Genomic DNA, 16803 nt, shown 5'->3' on the forward strand with positions numbered 1-16803 from the left:
GCGAGACGGTGCCGCCGGATATGCGTATTTGAAAAGAGAAGAAGCCCCGGGGATCGCGCGGATCGCCGGGGCTTCTTTTGCTTCGTCTAGATCCAAATATCCCGGGGGAGCCCGCGCAGCGGCCGGGGGCAGAGCCCCCTCTCTCTCCGCAGGAGAGGTCTACTCCACCGTCACCGATTTCGCGAGGTTGCGCGGCTGATCCACGTCGGTGCCCTTGGCGATGGCGGCGTGATAGGCGAGCAGCTGCGCGGGCAGGGCGTAGAGCAGCGGCGCGAGGCGGTCGTCCACCTCGGGCAGGGTGATGCTCTGCCAGATGCCGTCCCCGGCCTCCTCGATGCCGCGCGCGCAGGAGATCAGGCAGACCTTGCCGCCGCGGGCCATGACCTCCTGCATGTTCGACACGGTCTTGTCGAAGAGCCCGTCGCGCGGCGCCATGACGATCACCGGCACCGTCTTGTCGATCAGCGCGATCGGCCCGTGCTTCAGCTCGCCGGAGGCATAGGCCTCGGCGTGGATGTAGCTGATCTCCTTGAGCTTCAGCGCGCCTTCAAGCGCCAGCGGGTACATCATGCCGCGGCCGAGGAAGAGCACGTCGCGCGCCTCGGAGATCTTGCGCGCGGCCTCGGCGATGGCGCCGTCGCGGTCGAGCGCGGCATTGAACAGGCCGGGCAGGGCGCGCAGCTGCGCCAGCAGATCGGCCTTCTCGGCGGCGTCCATGCGCTCGCGGGCCTCGGCGGCCTTGATGGCGAGCAGCAGCAGCACGTTGAGCTGGCAGGTGAAGGCCTTGGTCGAGGCGACGCCCACTTCGACCCCGGCGTGGATCGGCAGCGCGAGATCGCTCTCGCGCGCGATGGTCGAGGTCTCGACGTTGACCACCGAGACGATCCGGTCGGCCCGCCCGGCGCAGTAGCGCAGCGCGGCGAGCGTGTCGGCGGTCTCGCCCGACTGGCTGACGAAGAGCGCCACGGTGCCCTTGGTGACGGGGGGCTCGCGGTAGCGGAACTCCGAGGCGATATCGACCTCGACCGGGATGCGGGCGAGCTTCTCGAACCAGTATTTCGCCGTCAGGCAGGCGTAATAGGCGGTGCCGCAGGCGACCAGCACCAGCCGGTCGACCTCGGAAAAATCCAGCCCCGGCGCGGGCAGGACGATCTCGTCGCCCTTGAGATAGGCACCGAGCGCCTCGGCCAGCACGGTGGGCTGCTGGGCGATTTCCTTGGCCATGAAGTGCTTGTAGCCGGCCTTGTCGACCTGCGCCTGGTCGAGCCGCACGCGCTTTTCCTCGCGTGTCACCGGCGCGCCGGTCTCGTCGAAGATCTCGGCCCCGGCGCGGGTGACCACGGCCCAGTCGCCTTCCTCGAGGTAGGTGATGCGGTCGGTCATCGGCGCCAGCGCGATCGCGTCGGAGCCCACGAACATCTCGCCCGTGCCGTGGCCGATGGCCAGCGGCGAGCCCTTGCGGGCGGCGACGATGAGGTTCTCCTCGCCGTCGAAGAGGAAGGCGAGGGCAAAGGCGCCCTCGAGACGACCAAGCGCCTTGGAGGCGGCCTCGATCGGGGGCAGGCCGCTTTCGAGGTAGTGCGAGACCAGCATGGCGACGGTCTCGGTGTCGGTCTCTGTCTCGGGGCTCAGCCCGCATTCCGCCAGCTCGGCGCGCAGCTCGCGGAAGTTCTCGATGATGCCGTTGTGCACGACCGAGACCTTGCCGGCGCGATGCGGGTGCGCGTTGCGCTCGGTGGGTGCGCCATGGGTGGCCCAGCGGGTGTGGCCGATGCCCGCCTTGCCCGCCAGCGGCTCGTGCACCAGCAGGTCCTGCAGGTTCACCAGCTTGCCGACGGCGCGGCGGCGGTCGAGCCGACCGGCGTTGACCGTGGCGATGCCAGCGCTGTCGTAGCCGCGGTATTCGAGGCGCTTCAGCGCCTCGACCAGCATGGGGGCAACCTCGTGCTTGCCCAGGACGCCGACGATTCCGCACATGATGTTAGTCTCCCTTGGCGGCGGTCTTGAGCGCCGCTTTCTTGGCCTTCAGCATGTCGCGCAGCCTGGTGGCAAAACCGGGCTTGGTCACCTGTTTCGTGCGCCCCAGCGCCAGCGCGCCGGCGGGCACATCCTCGGTCACCACCGAGCCCGAGCCGGTCATCGCGCCGTCGCCAACGGTGACCGGGGCGACCAGCATGGTGTCGGAGCCGATGAAGGCGTCCTTGCCGATGGTGGTGCGGTGCTTGAAGAAGCCGTCGTAGTTGCAGGTGATGGTGCCCGCGCCGATGTTGGTGCGTTCGCCGATGTCGGCATCGCCGATGTAGGTGAGGTGGTTGGCCTTCACGCCCTCCGCCAGATAGGCGTTCTTCACCTCGACGAAGTTCCCCACATGCACCTCCTCGGCCAGTTCGGCGCCGGGGCGCAGGCGGGCATAGGGGCCGACGATGGCGCCGCGGCTGACGTGGCAGCCCTCGAGGTGGCTGAACGCCCGGATGCGGGCGCCGGTTTCGACGGTGACGCCGGGGCCGAAGACCACGTTGGGCTCTATCTCGGCATCGCGGCCCACGTAGGTGTCCCAGGCGAGGAAGACCGTCTCGGGCGCGCTCATCAGCACGCCCTCGTCGAGCAGTTCCGTGCGCTTGCGGGCCTGGAAGGCGGCCTCGGCGGCGCGCAGCTCGGCGCGGGAGTTGATGCCCAGCGTCTCGGCCTCGTCGCAGCGCACGACACCCGCCGAGAGGCCCCGCGACCGGGCGATCTCGACGATGTCGGTGAGGTAATACTCGCCCGCGGCATTGTCGTTGCCCACCGCGTCGATCAGTTCGAAGAGCGTCTGGCTGGCCGCGCAGACCACGCCCGAGTTGCACAGGGTGATGGCGCGCTCGGCCTCGGAGGCATCCTTGAACTCGACGATCCGCTCCAGCGTGTCGCCCTGCGTCACCAGTCGGCCGTAGCGGCCCGGATCGGCGGCCTCGAACCCCAGCACCACGACGTCGTGCTGCGCGCGAGCCTCGCGCATTGCCTGCAGCGTCGCCTCGGAGATGAAGGGCGTGTCACCGTAGAGGACCAGCGCATCGCCGTCGAAACCGTCCAGAACGGGCTTGGCCTGCGCCACCGCATGCGCGGTGCCGAGTTGCTCTTTCTGGATCACCACCTGCGCTTCGGGCGCAAAGTCGGCGGTGGATGCGGTGACCTCTTCGGCGCCATGGCCGGCCACGACCACCTCGCGGGCGGGCTCCAGCGCCTGCCCGGCGCGCAGCGCGTGCCACAGCAGCGGCGCCTGGCCGAGACGGTGCAGGACCTTGGGGAGGTCGGATTCCATCCGGGTGCCCTTGCCCGCGGCAAGGAGGATCAGCGCGATGCTCATGCGGTTTCCTGTTTGTCTTCTGCCTGCGTCCGTTTTATCCGCTTGGGGCAGGGGGGCAAGGTGCCCCATGTCACGTTGGATTTCAGCCTGTGACAGGGCGGGGCGGAAGGGACAAGCAGAATGCGCACGGTGGTCTTCGATCTCGACGGCACGCTTGCCGACACCAGCGGCGACCTGATCGCCGCCGCCAATGCCTGTTTCGAGGGTATGGGGCTCGAGGTCAGGCTCGATCCGCGGGCCGACGCCGGCATCGCGGTGAAGGGCGGGCGGGCGATGCTCACCGCCGGCCTCGACCGCGCCGGGGCGTTCTCGGAGGAACTCATTGCCCGCTGGTATCCCGAGCTGCTGACGGTCTACGGCGCGGCCATCGACCGCTACACCCGCTTCTATCCCGGCGCACTTGAGGCGGTCTCGGGTCTGCGCGAGGCCGGGTACAAGGTCAGCATCTGCACCAACAAGCCCGAGGGGCTGGCCGAGACGCTGATGCGGCGCATGGGCGCGCGGGGACATTTCGATGCGCTGATCGGCGCGGACACGCTGCCCGTGCGCAAGCCCGACCCCGCGCCCTACGTGGCGGCGGTGGAGCGCGCGGGCGGGCAGGTGGCGCAGAGCCTGCTGGTCGGCGACACGGCGACCGACCGCAACACGGCAAAGGCGGCGGGCGTGCCCTGCATCCTCGTGGGCTTCGGCCCTGATGGCGAGGCGGTCTCGGCATTGGACCCCGAGGCGATGATCGCCCATTTCGACGAGCTGGCCGGGGCGGTGACGCGGCTCATCGGTTGAATCGGAGCGCGCGGATCGGGGTCTTTCCGAAACGCAGCGCCAGTTTTCGCAGTGCCCGCAGCGGGGTTCCCAGCACATGACGGCGGCGCGCGCGTTTGAGCGCCGCGACCTCTGCTTCGGCGGCGGCCCGCTCGCGGGCGTATTCGCTGTTTGCCTGTGGCGCTTCGCGCAGTGGCTGTAAAAGAACCTGCATAGGGGCTCTCCTTCTGATATTGAAAGACGTGCCTGGCTTGGTGCCATCATGCCTGCCTGATCGGCGCGATATCAGCCGCGAAGATGCGAAGGGGACTTTCAGAAATGAAAATGCTGCCCAGCCTCGACGACATCGCTCTCTTCCTCGCCGTGGCCGATGCGGGCACGCTCGCGGGCGCCGCGAAGCGCAGCGGCGCCAGCATGCCCACCCTCAGCCGCCGGATGACCGAGCTCGAGCGACAGCTCGGCGCGCCGCTCTTCCAACGCGGCGCGCGGCGCTACGCGCTCACCGCCGAGGGCCGGCAGTTGGCCGAGGAAATGCGCGGGCTGCGCGAGGTCACGGCCCGGCTCGAACGCTGGCAGCAGGGCGGCACGGGGCCGGTGCGGGTGCGGATCACCGCCGGGCTCTGGACCTCGCGCTTCCTCGCACGCGGGCTGGTGGGGGTGTGGTCGCCGGAGGCACCGTGGCTGCCCGAGTTCACCGCCTCCAATGCCGATCTCGACATTGCCCGCCGCGCCGCCGACATCGGCGTGCGCAACCGCCGGCCCGATCAGCCCTGGCTGGCGGGTCGCCGCACCCGGCGGCTCAGCTACGCCGCCTATGGCCGCGACGCGCAGGTGCAGGGCTACGTGACCCTGCCGCCGGGCGCCGCCACCACGCCCTCGGAGCGCTGGCTGCGCGCGACCCATTCGGATGAGATCGTCACCCATGCCTCGGACGCCCGGCTGGCGCTCGATCTTGCGCTGGCGGGCGTGGCGCGGATCGTCATGCCTTGCTTCGCCGGCGATGCCGAGCCGGGGCTGCTGCGCCTCTCGGACCCGATCGAGGCGCTGTCTCACGACGAATGGCTCGTCGCCCATCACGAGGCGCGCCACGACCCGCCGGTGCGCGCCGCGCTCGACGCCGTCCACGCGCTGCTGGCGGCGCCGGACCGGGCGGGCACATCCGCGTGATCCCTTCCGCATTGACCGCGGCGCAGCGCAGGCGCATCAATGCCCCATGACCGAGCCGCGCATGACAGACACCCTCGCCGCCGAACGTTTCACCGGCAGTTTCACCCAGCAGGAGCCGATCCCCGAGGTGGGGATCGAAGCCGCGCTGGAGGTGCTGCGCCACGGCCGGTTGCACCGCTACAACACCGCCGCCGGAGAGACCGCCGAGACCGCGCTGCTCGAACAGGAGTTCGCCGCCTTCACCGGCGCGCGCTACTGCGTCGCCGTGGCCTCGGGGGGCTACGCGCTCGGCTGCGCCCTGCGCGCGCTCGAGGTGCAGCCCGGCGAGAAGGTGCTGACCAATGCCTTCACCCTCGCGCCGGTGCCGGGTGCGATCGCCGCGGTGGGGGCGGTGCCGGTCTTTGTCGGGGTGACCGAGGACCTGGTGATCGACCTCGACGATCTCGCCGCCAAGCTGCCGCAGGCGCGGGTGCTGATGCTCAGCCACATGCGCGGACACCTGTGCGACATGGATCGGCTGATGGCGCTCTGCGACGCCGCCGGGGTGCAGGTGATCGAGGATTGCGCCCACACCATGGGGGCGTCCTGGAACGGCACGCCCTCTGGCCGGCACGGGGCCATCGGCTGCTATTCGACGCAGACCTACAAGCACATGAACTCGGGCGAGGGCGGCTTTCTGGTCACCGACGACGAGGATCTGGCCGCCCGCGCGGTGATGCTCTCGGGCAGCTACATGCTCTACGAGCGCCACCTCGCTGCGCCGGGCCCGGAGGTCTTCGAGCGGGTGAAATACGTCACCCCCAATGTCTCGGGCCGGATGGACAACCTGCGCGCCGCGCTGCTGCGCCCGCAGCTTGCCGATCTGCCAACGCAGATCGCGCGCTGGAATGACCGTTACCGAGTGGTCGAGGACGGGCTGCGTGGCACCCCCGGGCTGACGGTGATCGCGCGCCCCGCGGCGGAGCGCTTCGTCGGCTCCTCGATCCAGGCGCTGCTGCTGGACTGGACGCCCGAGGCGATCCAGGAGGTGCTCGCCCGCTGTGCCGCGCGCGGGGTCGAGCTGAAGTGGTTCGGCGGGCGCGCGCCGGTGGCCTTCACCTCGCGCTACGACAGCTGGCGCTATGCCCCCTCCGAGCCGATTCCCGCCACCGACCGCATCCTGACCGGCATTCTCGACATGCGGCTGCCGCTGACCTTCAGCCTCGAGGATTGCGCGCTCATCGCCCGCATCATCCGCGCCGAGGTTTCGGCGGTCTACCAGCAGGCGGCCTGAGCGCCCGGTGCATTTCCGGTGCCTTCGGCCGTTCCCGGCACACGACCCAGACGCGAAGGAGCGTTTGTCATGACCCACGACAGTACCGACCCGAAGGCGGCGACAATCCGCGACTTCGACGCCATCCCCGAAACCGCGCTCGCCTGGCACCGCGCGGGGCGCAAGGCCGCGCTCGCCACGGTGATCCAGACCTGGGGTTCGGCGCCGCGCCGCACCGGCGCGCAGCTCGCCATCTCCGGTGACGGCGAGATCGAGGGCTCGGTCTCCGGCGGCTGCGTCGAGGGGGCGGTGATCGTCGAGGCGCTGGAGGCGCTCGAGGAGGGCAAGGCCCGCGAGCTGGAATTCGGCGTCTCGGACGATGATGCCTTCGCCGTCGGCCTGGCCTGCGGCGGTACGATCCGCGTGCTGGTCGAGCCGGTGGGCTCGGCGCTGCCCGAGGCGCTGCTCGCCGAGCTCTGCGCGGCCCGCGCCGCGCGCACCCCGGTGGCCTATGTGGTCGACCTTGACAGCCAGGCGCGGGCGCTGGCCTACGACGGGCACGAGACCGCCTTCCGCATGGACCGCTCCAGCTTTGTCGAGGACAGCCGGACTTTCGTCGCCATCCACAACCCGCCGCTGCGGCTGCTGGTGGTCGGCGCCGTGCATATTGCGCAGGCGCTGCTGCCCATGGCCCGCATCGCCGGCTACGACCCGGTGCTGATCGACCCCCGCGGCGCCTTCGGATCCGAGGCGCGCTTTCCCGGCGAGACCATTCTCGATGACTGGCCCGACGAGGCGGTGACGAAGCTCGGCCTCGATACGCGCACCGCGCTGGTGCTGCTGACCCATGACCCCAAGCTCGACGATCCGGCGATCGAGGCGGCGCTGCGCTCCAAGGTCTTCTACATCGGCGCGCTCGGCTCCAGCCGCACCCACGCCAAGCGCGTGGCGCGGCTGACCGAGGCGGGGTTCACCGAGGCCGAGATCGCGCTGATCCACGGCCCCATCGGGCTCGACATCGGCGCCTCGGGCCCTGCCGAGATCGCCGTGTCCATTCTCGCCGAGATGACCCGGGTGCTGAGGAAGGGCGCATGAAATTCGGCCCGGTTCCGCTGGCCGAGGCCGAGGGCGCGGTGCTGGCCCATTCCGTCGCGCTGCCGGGCGCGAAGCTGAAGAAGGGCCACGTGCTGGCCTCTGGTGACCTTGCGGAAATGCGGCGGGCGGGCCTTCTCGAGGTGATCGTCGCGCGGCTGGAGCCGGGCGACGTGGCAGAGGATGCGGCGGCGCAGAGGCTGGCCGAGGCGCTGCTGCCCGATCCCGCTGCCGCGCAGCTGCGCATCGGCCCGGCCACGACCGGGCGCGTCAACCTGCACGCGCTTGGCCCCGGGGTGCTGGAGGTCGATGCCGCGCGGATCAACGCGGTGAACGCGGTGCACCCGATGATCACCGTCGCCACCCTGCGCCCCTGGCAGCGCTGCGCGGCGCGGGCGATGGTGGCCACGGTGAAGATCATCTCCTACGCCGTGCCGGAGGCCGCCCTTGACGCCGCCTGCGCCGCGGCCCGCGGCGGGGCACTGCATCTGCACGGGCCGGTGGCAAGGACCGCCACCCTGATCGAGACCGAGGTGGGCAGCGATCCCGGCGACAAGGGTCGCCGCGCCACCCGTGCCCGGCTGGAGCGCTTCGGCACCACGCTGGGCCCGCGGGTGCTGGTGCCGCACCGGACCGGCCCGCTCGCCGAGGCGATCCGCGCGGCGGCGGGTGACATAATCCTGATCCTCACCGGCTCGGCCACCTCCGACCTGCACGACGTCGCCCCCGAGGCGCTGCGCTCGGCGGGCGGCGAGGTCAGCCATTTCGGCATGCCGGTCGATCCCGGCAACCTGCTGTTCTACGGCAGCCTCGGCACGCGCCCGGTGATCGGCCTGCCGGGCTGCGCCCGCTCGCCGGCGCTCAACGGCGCGGACTGGGTGCTCGAACGGTTGATCTGCGGCCGGCAGGTCAGCCCGGCGGAAATCGCCGGCATGGGGGTCGGCGGGCTGCTGAAGGAGCCGCCGTCGCGCCCGCGCCCGCGCGAGGGTTGAACGGGCCGAGCGGGGCTCCGGCTTTTCGTCTAGACGGAAATTTCCCGGGGGAGGCCGCCGCAGGCGGCCGGGGGCAGCGCCCCCTCTAGCCTCCACCAAAAAAGCAAAACCCGCCGGCGGCAGCGCGGCGGGTTTACACATTCGGAAAGCGGATGGCCGGAAAGCGGATGGCTTACTTGACGATCGGACCGATCATCATGACCATCTGGCGGCCTTCCATCTTGGGCATGTTCTCGACCTTGCCCACTTCCTTGACGTCCTCGGAGACGCGCTCGAGCAGCTCGCGGCCGAGGTTCTGGTGCGCCATCTCGCGGCCACGGAAGCGCAGGGTGATCTTCACCTTGTCGCCGCCTTCGAGGAACTTCAGCACGTTGCGCATCTTGACGTCGTAGTCGTGCGTGTCGGTGCCGGGGCGGAATTTGACTTCCTTAACCTCGATAGTCTTCTGCTTCTTCCGCGCTTCGCTCTCACGCTTCTGCTGTTCGTACTTGAACTTGCCGAAGTCCATGATCTTGCAGACGGGCGGCTTGGCGTTGGGCGAGATCTCGACGAGGTCGAGACCGGCTTCCTCGGCCATCTCCATCGCGCGCGCAGGGGTCTGCACACCGAGGTTTTCACCTTCGGCGCCGATCAGGCGGATTTCGGGAGCCCGGATGCGATCGTTGACGCGGGGGCCGGTGTCGCGCGTCGGGGGCGCGTTGTGAGGTCTGCGAGCTATGGTTTTCGTCCTTTGTTGCCGTGTCTCGTAGGCGCGCAAAGTAGTGCTGCGGGCGGGGTGTTTCAAGCGACAATTGGCCGAAACCGGGGCAAGTCGAGCCTCAACCCGCTCATCGGCCGCGCGTTGCGCCGCCGATGGCCCGCCGCATGGATGATCGTGGCATTCTGGATACCTATCTCACACCGACGCGACACTCATGCGAGATTGGAGACATTTGAGATGAGACAAGCGATTCTGATCGTCGGGGCGATCGTGCTGATTGGCTTTTTGGTATTCGGCATGCGGGGCGCCGACGAGGGCATTCCGGTCGAGAGCGATGCGGCTGTATCCGAGCCAGTGCTCGAGCCGACGGACGAGCCGATGGACCAGGCGGGGGCCGAGGCGGAAGCGGCGGCGGATGACGCCGAACAGGCGCTCGACCAGGCCGCAGACGAGGCCGCGGCCGCCGGTCGCGAGGCGATGGACGAGGCGGGCGAGGCCGCGGGAGCCGCCTCGGATGCGATTTCCGATGCCGCGGATGCAGCCGGCGAGACCGTCGCGGGCGCGGCGGAGGCCGTGTCGGAGGCGGCGCAGGACGCGATGGACGCCACTTCCGAGGTCGCCGCTGGCGCGATGGAAAGCGTTCGCGGCGCGACCGACGATGCCATGGCCTCGACCGAGGGCGCGCTGGACAGCGCCGGAACCGCCGCGCAGGACGCGATGGGCGGTGCCGCCGACACCGGGGCCGAGGTGGCCCGGATGACCGACGAGGAGCTGCGCGAGCTCTTCACCATCGAGGGCTTCGACTACGACAAGGCCGTGGCCTACATAGAGCAGTCCGACCTCGGGTTCGCTGCCAAGGAGGCGACGAAATCGGCGCTCGCTTCGGTGAAGGATGCCCCGGATCAGCTTGCAGCGGTGCTCGAGGAGGCCCGCGAGCGGCTCGGGCTCTGAGCGCCGGCCACGCTGAAACCGGAAGAATCTGCCCCCGCGCAAGGATTTTTCTGGCGCGGGGATGATCTGCTTGGTCTAAGATCGCGTATCTTTTCAAGCTGAGGCCGACATTCCGGGACATCGACGACCATGGCACGCATTAAGACCGATCTGGCCCATCGCTGGGTTCCCATCCTTCTTTCTATCGTGGCGCTCTGCTTTGCCGGCTCGGTTCTGACAGGCTGGCTGTTCGAGATTGAAGTCCTTGTCCGGGGCGCCGCCGATCGCGCCGCCATGGTGCCGAGCACGGCGATCAGCTTTGCCTTGCTCTTTTCGGGGGTCGCCTTTCACCTGAGGCCAGACCGGATGCGAGGGGCGGTTCTGACCTGCGCGGGCCTTGCTGCCGCTGTTGCGCTCACCAACTCCATAGTGTTTTCGCTCGGCGGTGCAGGTCTCGATACCTTTGTCGCGGCCCGCGCCCCTTCGGATCGCATGTCGCCTGGCACGATTGCCGGGCTTCTTGTCGCGGCGCTCGGGCTGGCCAGCCTGGGCAGCGCTCGCTTGAGCCGGACCGAAGTGCCGATGCTCTCGGCCCTGGCGGGGCTCACGGGGATCGTCTCGGTGCTGCTGGTGCACAACTTCCACCGCGGCTCGGCCCTGTCGCTGCCGTTCTTCGAGGCAATGTCGATCTACACGGCGCTCTGCCTTCTGGCCTTCTACGTGGTGCTGCTGCTGATTGCGCTCGAGCCGTCGCTGGATCGGCGGCTTGCAGAGCGCCGCTTGCGCGGCTGAGCGCAGTCTGACCCGCGAACGAGAAAAGCCCCGGCAGTGCCGGGGCTTTGTTGTCTTCGGGGTTGTGACCTTGGGGGCTGCCGATCCTCAGTCGAGGAAGGCTTTTTCCACGACGTAGTGCTTGGGATCCGAGTTGGCGCCCTCTTCGAGCCCGTAGTCCTCGAACATCTGCTTGAGCTCGAGGTTGAAGGCGAGGTTGCCGCAGATCATCGCGCGGTCGGTCTCGGGGTTCAGCGGCGCCACGCCGAGATCGGCAAAGGCCTCGCCCGAGCGCATCAGGTCGGTGATGCGGCCCATCTTCGGGCTCTCTTCGCGGGTGGTCGTCGGGTAGTACTTGATCTTCTTCCAGAAGCCCTCGCCGATCACCTCGTTGAGCAGCTCGTCATGCTTCAGGCTCTCGATCAGCGCGGCACCATACTCCAGCTCGCCCGCCTCGCGGCAGGTGTGGGTGATGATGACCTCGTCATAATCCTCGTAGGTCTGCGGCTCGCGCAGCAGCGAGGCGAAGGGCGCGAAGCCGGTGCCGGTGGCGAAGAACCACAGGCGCTTGCCGGGCAGCAGCGCGTCATGCACCAGCGTGCCGACGGGCTTGGGGCGCAGGATCAGCTCGTCGCCGGGCTGGATGTGCTGCAGCTTCGAGGTGAGCGGGCCGTCCTGCACCTTGATCGAGTAGAACTCCAGTTCCTCGTCCCAGGAGGGGGAGGCGATGGAATAGGCACGCAGGAGCGGCTTCTGCTTGCCGGTCTTGGGGTCGGGATCGCCCATCAGGCCGATCATCACGAACTCGCCCGAGCGGAAGCGCAGGCTGGCAGGGCGGGTGACGCGGAAGGAGAACAGCCGGTCGGTCCAGTGCTTCACGAAGGTGACGGTCTGGGCGTCGGGAAGCACCATCTTCTTCGGCGCATCGGCTTTCGCTGCGGTGGCTTCGTTCACGGGTTTCAACTCTGTCATGATGTCTCTCGCCGGCGCGGGGCCGGTCCCTTGGCTATATCGTCGATGCAGGTCAGGGGAAAGGCGTCTTAGCCGCGCACCCGCGACTGGTAGTCGTGCTTTTGCCAGTTGGCGCGGAATTTCCACTCGTCCTCGGGCTGGCGGGCGGCCAGCTCGTCGGAGATCTCGATCTCGTCGAAGCCCGAGCGGCGGGCCATGGCGTATTGGTCCGAGATCACGTGGCCGGCGGCGCGCAGCGTGCCGGTGTAGCCGCGCAGGCGCAGCAGCCGGGCGAGGGTGAAGCCGCGGCCATCGGCGAAGCTCGGAAAGGCGATGCGCACGTGCACGGCGTTGTGCGGCACTTCCAGCGTCGCGGGGTCGGTGTCGGAGGGCAGGTCCAGCACGGGGGTGTCCTGATCTGCCCAGCTGTCCGGGCCGAAGCCCGCGTCGGTGACGATGACGGTCATTGGCTCTGTCCTTCTCTCACGGCCTGCCCATTGATGAAATGGATGCCGCATTCAACCTTGTCTTCTCCGCGCCAGCGTCCGGCGCGGGGGTCCTCTCCGGGCGCGACCTTGCTGGTGCAGGGCGCGCAGCCGATGGACGGGTAACCCTGCGCCACCAGCGGATGCCGGGGCAGGCGGTTCTCGTCCATATAGGCGCCGATGTCCTCGGGCGCCCAATGCGCCATCGGGTTCACCTTGATGCGCCCGGTTTCCTCTTCGAGCTCGAAGAACTCGAGGCCCGCGCGGGTCTTCGACTGGTAGCGCTTGCGCCCGGTGATCCAGCCGTCGAAGCCCGAGAGCGCCTGTTCCAGCGGCAGGGTCTTGCGCAGCGCGCAGCAGGCGTCCTGATCCGAGAAGCGCAGCGCGCCATAGGGGTCGTTCGCGGCGAGCGTCTGCTCGTCGGTACGGATCACCTGCACGTTCGACAGGCGCAACCGCTCGGACACCTCGAGCTGGTAGTCCAGCGTCTCGGCGAAGAGCAGCCGCGTGTCGATGAACAGCACCGGGGTCGTGCGGTCCACCACCGCCACGAGGTGCAGCAGCGCCACCGATTCCGCTCCGAAGGACGAGACCATCGCGATGCGGCCCGCCTCGGGATCGCGCAGGGCCCCCTCCAGCACCGCGGTTGCGCCGTGGTGCCGGTAGCGCGCGTTCAGCGCGTCGACCCGGTCGCGCAGCTCTGCCAGCTCATCGGGCAGCAGAGCCTTCGCGCCTGTTCCGGGCGTGTTGGGAGGGAGTTGGAGGGTCATCGCCTCAGGCTGCCTCGGCGTTCTTCTTCTCGGTCTCGTAGAGCGCCTCCTTGAAGGGCGCCATGCCGAGACGGCGATAGGCCTGCAGGAAGGTCTCGTCCGCGCTTTCGCGGTTCTCGACGTAAGCGTCCACCAGCCGCTCGATCGCGGGCACGATTTCCTCGTAGGAGAAGCCCGGACCGGTGCGCTCGCCGAGCGCTGCGGTCTCGGTGCCGTCGCCGCCGAGGGTGATCTGATAGGTCTCGACGCCGCCGCGATCCAGCCCGAGGATGCCGATATGGCCCACGTGGTGGTGGCCGCAGGCGTTGATGCAGCCCGAGATCTTGATCTTCAGGTCGCCGATCTCGTGCTCGGTCTTCAGCTCGTCGAAGCGGGTGGCGATCTGCGTGGCGATCGGGATCGAGCGCGCCGTGGCGAGCGCGCAGTAGTCCATGCCGGGGCAGGCGATGATGTCCGAGATCTTGCCGATGTTGGCGGTGCCGAGGCCATGTGCCGCGAGGATCTTGTGAAGCTGCGGCAGGTCCGACTTGTGGACGTGAGGCAGGATCACGTTCTGCTCGTGGGAGATGCGCAGCTCGTCGTGGCAGAAGCGCTCGGCGAGGTCCGCCAGTACGCGCATCTGCTCTGCCGAGGCGTCGCCCGGGGTCTGGCCATGCGCCTTCAGCGAGACCTGCACGATGGCATAGCCCGGCGCCTTGTGCGCGGCGAGGTTGGTGTCGGCCCAGGAACGGAACACCGGGTCGGCCTCGTAGGCCGCGGTGAAGTCATCCTCCGGCGCATTGCGGAAGGCGGGCGGCTGGAAACTGAGCTTGATCTCTTCGTAGAGTTCCAGGTCTGCGCCATTGAACGCCGCCTTGGTCTCGGCGAAGCGGTCCGCGACGAGGCGCTGGATTTCCTCGATACCATGCTCGTGCACGGTGATCTTGATGCGCGCCTTGTACTTGTTGTCGCGGCGGCCGAGCAGGTTCCAGACCGAGACGGTGGCCTCGACGAAGGGCAGCAGGTCTTCCTGCGGCACGAAGTCCGACAGCACCTTGCCGATCATCGGCGTGCGGCCGAGGCCGCCACCGACGAGCACGCGGTAGCCCTGCTTGCCGTCCTTCTCGACGATCTCGATGCCGATGTCATGCGCCTTGATCACCGCGCGGTCGTTCGGCGCGCCGGTGACGGCGATCTTGAACTTGCGCGGCAGGAACTGGAACTCGGGGTGGTCGGTCGACCACTGACGCAGCAACTCGGCCACCGGGCGCGGATCGGCGATCTCGTCGGCGGCAGCGCCGGCGAAATGGTCCGCGGTCACGTTGCGGATGGTGTTGCCCGAGGTCTGGATGGCGTGCAGGTTCACCTCGGCCAGCGCGTCGAGCATGTCCGGCACGTCCGAGAGCTTCGGCCAGTTGTACTGGATGTTCTGGCGGGTGGTGAAATGGCCGTAGCCCTTGTCCCACTTCTCGGCCAGCAGCGCGAGCTGGCGCATCTGCGCCGAGCTCAGCGTGCCGTAGGGGATCGCCACGCGCAGCATATAGGCGTGCAACTGCAGGTAGAGCCCGTTCATCAGGCGCAGCGGCTTGAACTCGTCCTCGGTGAGGTTGCCGGCGATGCGGCGCTCAACCTGGGCCCGGAACTGGCGGTTGCGTTCCTGGATGAAGGCGGTGTCGAACTCGGTATAGCGGTACATCTGGGTCTCCTGCGTCTGGCCTGGTCGCTGCGTGGGGAAGGGCGCCGGATCAGGCGTCGGCTTCGGCCTGCTTGCCGTGGAAGTAGTTCGAGGGGCCGGTGCGGCGGAAATCCTCGCGGAAGTGGGTCGGCTCGGCGCCGTTGGCCCCGAGCTTGACGTCGGCGAGGTAGACGCCGACCGTTTCCGAGGCGCGCGCCTGCGCGTCCAGCAGGCGCATCTGTGCGATCGCCTCGTCGGTGATCACCTCGGCCTTGGCAAGGTCGCGGACCCAGCTGTCATCGGCTGCGAGATAGATCACGTCGCCTTCGATCAGCGCGTTGGCGGTGACGACCTTGGGCGTGAAGGGCTTCGGCATCGGGATACACTCCGGGAGGGGGTTCGTTGCCGCTCAATATAGAATTTTGTCCCCCCTTGCGGCCAGAGGGGTGGAAATATAAGGACATGCGTTCCGTCCTGTGGTTAAGGATGGTGCAGACGTTCCAATGCAGGCGAAAGGGCGGAACAGCCATGGCGATCGACGAGACCGACCGGAAAATCCTTCTGGAACTGCAGGAGGACGCGGGCCGCTCGCTGGACGAGATCGCCCGTGCCGTGGGGTCATCCAAGACCCCGGTGTGGAATCGCATCCGCAAGATGCGCGAGGCCGGGATCATCGGCCCGCAGGTGGTGATCCCCGATCCCGAGAAGCTGGGTTTCGAGGCCTGTTTCTTCGTGCTGATCCGCACCTCGGAACACGAGGCCGACTGGCAGGCGAAATTCCTCAAAGCGCTGCGCGAGCGGCCCGAGGTGATGGAGGCGCATCGCCTCGCCGGGGAGATCGACTACATCCTCAAGGTGCGGGTGAAGAATGCCCGCGCCTATGATGTCTTCTACCAGGCGCTCATCTCCGAGGTGAAGGTCTACAACGTGACCGCGCTGCTCTCGATGGAAGAGATCAAGAACACCAACGCGCTGCCGCTCTGAGGAGGGACCGATGACCGAAACGCCCGAACCGCCGAAGCCGCAGGTCTCGATCACCTATTGCACCGGCTGCAACTGGCTTCTGCGCGCCGGCTGGATGGCGCAGGAGCTGCTGCAGACCTTCGGGCAGGATCTCGGCGGGGTGACGCTGGTGCCTGGCTACGGCGGGGTCTACGAGATCTCGGTGGACGGCGTTCTGCTCTGGGAGCGTAAGCGCGACGGCGGCTTTCCCGAACCGAAAGTGATCAAGCAGCGCCTGCGCGACGTGATCGCCCCGGAGCGCGACCTCGGCCATTCCGACCGCCCGGCGGGGTGATCGCCCCGGCCCGCGCCGCGTGAAGTTTCCATGGCACGCGTGACCTTGGCGCGGGCTGTGCTAGGTTCGCCCTCAGACCCCCAAGCGGGGCAGCAAGAGGAGACCCAAGAGATGATCAACAAGAGCGGATCGGCGAACTGGCAGGGCGGGCTGAAGGACGGGACGGGCACCGTTTCGACCGAGTCCGGCGTGCTGGACAAGCAGAACTACGGCTTCAACAAGCGCTTCGGCGACGAGGCCGGCACCAACCCCGAGGAGCTGATCGCCGCGGCCCACGCCAGCTGCTTCTCGATGGCGCTGAGCAATATCCTCGGCGATTACGACCTCAAGGCCGAGGACATCTCCACCGTCGCAACGGTGACGCTGGAGCAGGGCGACGGCGGCTTCACCGTCACCAAGAGCCACCTGAAGCTCACCGCCGTGATCCCAGGTGCCAGCGAGGAGACCTTCCTCGAGGCAGCGGGCAAGGCGAAGGCGGGTTGCCCGATCTCCAAGCTGCTGAACGCCGAGATCACCATGGACGCGACGCTGGCCTGAATGGTGCTGGCCTGAATGGTGCTGGCCTGAATGGTGCTGGCCTGAATGACGCTGGCCTGAATGGTGCCAGGGAAGGGGGGGGGGGGGGGGGGGGGGGGGG

Annotated in this window: 19 protein-coding genes; 10 read left to right on the top strand and 9 right to left on the bottom strand. The window is 68.4% G+C overall.

Features of this window, described 5'->3' with window-relative positions; all coding sequences use genetic code 11:
- Positions 1-159 precede the first annotated feature (159 nt).
- Both glmS and glmU read right to left on the bottom strand, forming a co-directional pair.
- Entirely contained in the window at positions 160-1977 is a 1818-nt protein-coding gene (gene glmS / locus LC039_RS00750; RefSeq protein ID WP_226621151.1) for a glutamine--fructose-6-phosphate transaminase (isomerizing), read from the bottom strand.
- Positions 1978-1981: 4 nt separating this feature from the next.
- A complete protein-coding gene (glmU, locus tag LC039_RS00755) occupies positions 1982-3343 on the bottom strand; it encodes a bifunctional UDP-N-acetylglucosamine diphosphorylase/glucosamine-1-phosphate N-acetyltransferase GlmU (RefSeq protein ID WP_226621152.1) in 1362 nt (453 codons plus the stop codon).
- 120 nt (positions 3344-3463) lie between these two features.
- On the opposite strand from glmU, the gene LC039_RS00760 reads away from it, so the two are divergent.
- Positions 3464-4126, top strand: a complete 663-nt coding sequence (locus tag LC039_RS00760) for an HAD-IA family hydrolase (protein ID WP_226621153.1) — start codon at positions 3464-3466, stop codon at positions 4124-4126.
- Here LC039_RS00760 and LC039_RS00765 read toward each other — a convergent pair.
- Complete coding sequence (locus tag LC039_RS00765; RefSeq protein ID WP_226621154.1) at positions 4116-4319, bottom strand: hypothetical protein; 204 nt, start codon at positions 4317-4319, stop codon at positions 4116-4118. The two genes, LC039_RS00760 and LC039_RS00765, sit on opposite strands and share 11 nt — an antisense overlap.
- Positions 4320-4423: 104 nt before the next feature.
- On the opposite strand from LC039_RS00765, the gene LC039_RS00770 reads away from it, so the two are divergent.
- From LC039_RS00770 to LC039_RS00785, 4 genes are all read left to right on the top strand, one after another.
- Positions 4424-5272: a LysR family transcriptional regulator gene (locus LC039_RS00770; protein ID WP_226621155.1), complete on the top strand. Its 849-nt coding sequence runs from the start codon at positions 4424-4426 to the stop codon at positions 5270-5272.
- A gap of 61 nt (positions 5273-5333) precedes the next feature.
- Complete coding sequence (locus LC039_RS00775; RefSeq protein WP_226621156.1) at positions 5334-6545, top strand: DegT/DnrJ/EryC1/StrS family aminotransferase; 1212 nt, start codon at positions 5334-5336, stop codon at positions 6543-6545.
- Positions 6546-6614: 69 nt separating this feature from the next.
- Entirely contained in the window at positions 6615-7619 is a 1005-nt protein-coding gene (locus LC039_RS00780) for an XdhC family protein (protein ID WP_226621157.1), read from the top strand.
- Positions 7616-8608 carry a molybdopterin-binding protein gene (locus LC039_RS00785; protein WP_226621158.1) on the top strand — a complete coding sequence of 331 codons (993 nt, stop codon included), beginning with the start codon at positions 7616-7618 and terminating at the stop codon, positions 8606-8608. Before LC039_RS00780 ends, LC039_RS00785 begins: the two co-directional genes overlap by 4 nt.
- A gap of 172 nt (positions 8609-8780) precedes the next feature.
- Here the strand turns inward: LC039_RS00785 and infC are convergent, their stop codons facing one another.
- Positions 8781-9326, bottom strand: a complete 546-nt coding sequence (infC, locus tag LC039_RS00790) for a translation initiation factor IF-3 (RefSeq protein ID WP_226621172.1) — start codon at positions 9324-9326, stop codon at positions 8781-8783.
- A 219-nt stretch (positions 9327-9545) separates the two neighbouring features.
- Here infC and LC039_RS00795 point away from each other — a divergent pair, with 219 nt between their 5' ends.
- Positions 9546-10259 carry a hypothetical protein gene (locus LC039_RS00795; protein ID WP_226621159.1) on the top strand — a complete coding sequence of 238 codons (714 nt, stop codon included), beginning with the start codon at positions 9546-9548 and terminating at the stop codon, positions 10257-10259.
- 129 nt (positions 10260-10388) lie between these two features.
- Positions 10389-11030 (top strand): hypothetical protein, encoded by a 642-nt coding sequence (locus LC039_RS00800; protein WP_226621160.1) that lies wholly within the window; start codon positions 10389-10391, stop codon positions 11028-11030.
- Between the two features lie 87 nt (positions 11031-11117).
- On the opposite strand, the gene LC039_RS00805 is transcribed toward LC039_RS00800, so the two are convergent.
- The 5 genes from LC039_RS00805 to LC039_RS00825 form a co-directional block, all read right to left on the bottom strand.
- Positions 11118-11981 (bottom strand): ferredoxin--NADP reductase, encoded by an 864-nt coding sequence (locus LC039_RS00805; protein ID WP_319003699.1) that lies wholly within the window; start codon positions 11979-11981, stop codon positions 11118-11120.
- A gap of 68 nt (positions 11982-12049) precedes the next feature.
- Positions 12050-12427: a DUF934 domain-containing protein gene (locus tag LC039_RS00810; RefSeq protein ID WP_226621161.1), complete on the bottom strand. Its 378-nt coding sequence runs from the start codon at positions 12425-12427 to the stop codon at positions 12050-12052.
- A complete protein-coding gene (locus tag LC039_RS00815) occupies positions 12424-13215 on the bottom strand; it encodes a phosphoadenylyl-sulfate reductase (RefSeq protein ID WP_226621162.1) in 792 nt (263 codons plus the stop codon). Before LC039_RS00815 ends, LC039_RS00810 begins: the two co-directional genes overlap by 4 nt.
- 4 nt (positions 13216-13219) lie before the next feature.
- A complete protein-coding gene (locus tag LC039_RS00820; protein ID WP_226621163.1) occupies positions 13220-14890 on the bottom strand; it encodes a nitrite/sulfite reductase in 1671 nt (556 codons plus the stop codon).
- 49 nt (positions 14891-14939) lie between these two features.
- On the bottom strand, positions 14940-15245 hold the full coding sequence (locus tag LC039_RS00825; protein WP_224849003.1) for a DUF2849 domain-containing protein: 306 nt from the start codon (positions 15243-15245) through the stop codon (positions 14940-14942).
- Positions 15246-15397: 152 nt separating this feature from the next.
- Between LC039_RS00825 and LC039_RS00830 the strand changes: the two genes are divergently transcribed.
- The 3 genes from LC039_RS00830 (at position 15398) to LC039_RS00840 (ending at position 16703) form a co-directional block, all read left to right on the top strand.
- Positions 15398-15853 (top strand): Lrp/AsnC family transcriptional regulator, encoded by a 456-nt coding sequence (locus LC039_RS00830; RefSeq protein ID WP_066100897.1) that lies wholly within the window; start codon positions 15398-15400, stop codon positions 15851-15853.
- 10 nt (positions 15854-15863) lie between these two features.
- Complete coding sequence (locus LC039_RS00835; RefSeq protein ID WP_226621164.1) at positions 15864-16166, top strand: SelT/SelW/SelH family protein; 303 nt, start codon at positions 15864-15866, stop codon at positions 16164-16166.
- A gap of 111 nt (positions 16167-16277) precedes the next feature.
- Positions 16278-16703 (top strand): OsmC family protein, encoded by a 426-nt coding sequence (locus LC039_RS00840; RefSeq protein ID WP_226621165.1) that lies wholly within the window; start codon positions 16278-16280, stop codon positions 16701-16703.
- The last annotated feature ends 100 nt before the right edge of the window (positions 16704-16803 follow it).

Origin of the sequence: Alloyangia pacifica (genome assembly GCF_020524285.1) — a bacterium.
GTDB lineage: Bacteria > Pseudomonadota > Alphaproteobacteria > Rhodobacterales > Rhodobacteraceae > Salipiger > Salipiger pacificus_B.

Bases quoted from the DNA above. Each gene is read 5' to 3' on its own strand.
- glmS (WP_226621151.1), bottom strand. From the start codon at position 1,977: ATGTGCGGAATCGTCGGCGTCCTGGGCAAGCACGAGGTTGCCCCCATG.
- glmU (WP_226621152.1), bottom strand. From the start codon at position 3,343: ATGAGCATCGCGCTGATCCTCCTTGCCGCGGGCAAGGGCACCCGGATG.
- LC039_RS00760 (WP_226621153.1), top strand. From the start codon at position 3,464: ATGCGCACGGTGGTCTTCGATCTCGACGGCACGCTTGCCGACACCAGC.
- LC039_RS00765 (WP_226621154.1), bottom strand. From the start codon at position 4,319: ATGCAGGTTCTTTTACAGCCACTGCGCGAAGCGCCACAGGCAAACAGC.
- LC039_RS00770 (WP_226621155.1), top strand. From the start codon at position 4,424: ATGAAAATGCTGCCCAGCCTCGACGACATCGCTCTCTTCCTCGCCGTG.
- LC039_RS00775 (WP_226621156.1), top strand. From the start codon at position 5,334: ATGACAGACACCCTCGCCGCCGAACGTTTCACCGGCAGTTTCACCCAG.
- LC039_RS00780 (WP_226621157.1), top strand. From the start codon at position 6,615: ATGACCCACGACAGTACCGACCCGAAGGCGGCGACAATCCGCGACTTC.
- LC039_RS00785 (WP_226621158.1), top strand. From the start codon at position 7,616: ATGAAATTCGGCCCGGTTCCGCTGGCCGAGGCCGAGGGCGCGGTGCTG.
- LC039_RS00795 (WP_226621159.1), top strand. From the start codon at position 9,546: ATGAGACAAGCGATTCTGATCGTCGGGGCGATCGTGCTGATTGGCTTT.
- LC039_RS00800 (WP_226621160.1), top strand. From the start codon at position 10,389: ATGGCACGCATTAAGACCGATCTGGCCCATCGCTGGGTTCCCATCCTT.
- LC039_RS00805 (WP_319003699.1), bottom strand. From the start codon at position 11,981: ATGACAGAGTTGAAACCCGTGAACGAAGCCACCGCAGCGAAAGCCGAT.
- LC039_RS00810 (WP_226621161.1), bottom strand. From the start codon at position 12,427: ATGACCGTCATCGTCACCGACGCGGGCTTCGGCCCGGACAGCTGGGCA.
- LC039_RS00815 (WP_226621162.1), bottom strand. From the start codon at position 13,215: ATGACCCTCCAACTCCCTCCCAACACGCCCGGAACAGGCGCGAAGGCT.
- LC039_RS00820 (WP_226621163.1), bottom strand. From the start codon at position 14,890: ATGTACCGCTATACCGAGTTCGACACCGCCTTCATCCAGGAACGCAAC.
- LC039_RS00825 (WP_224849003.1), bottom strand. From the start codon at position 15,245: ATGCCGAAGCCCTTCACGCCCAAGGTCGTCACCGCCAACGCGCTGATC.
- LC039_RS00830 (WP_066100897.1), top strand. From the start codon at position 15,398: ATGGCGATCGACGAGACCGACCGGAAAATCCTTCTGGAACTGCAGGAG.
- LC039_RS00835 (WP_226621164.1), top strand. From the start codon at position 15,864: ATGACCGAAACGCCCGAACCGCCGAAGCCGCAGGTCTCGATCACCTAT.
- LC039_RS00840 (WP_226621165.1), top strand. From the start codon at position 16,278: ATGATCAACAAGAGCGGATCGGCGAACTGGCAGGGCGGGCTGAAGGAC.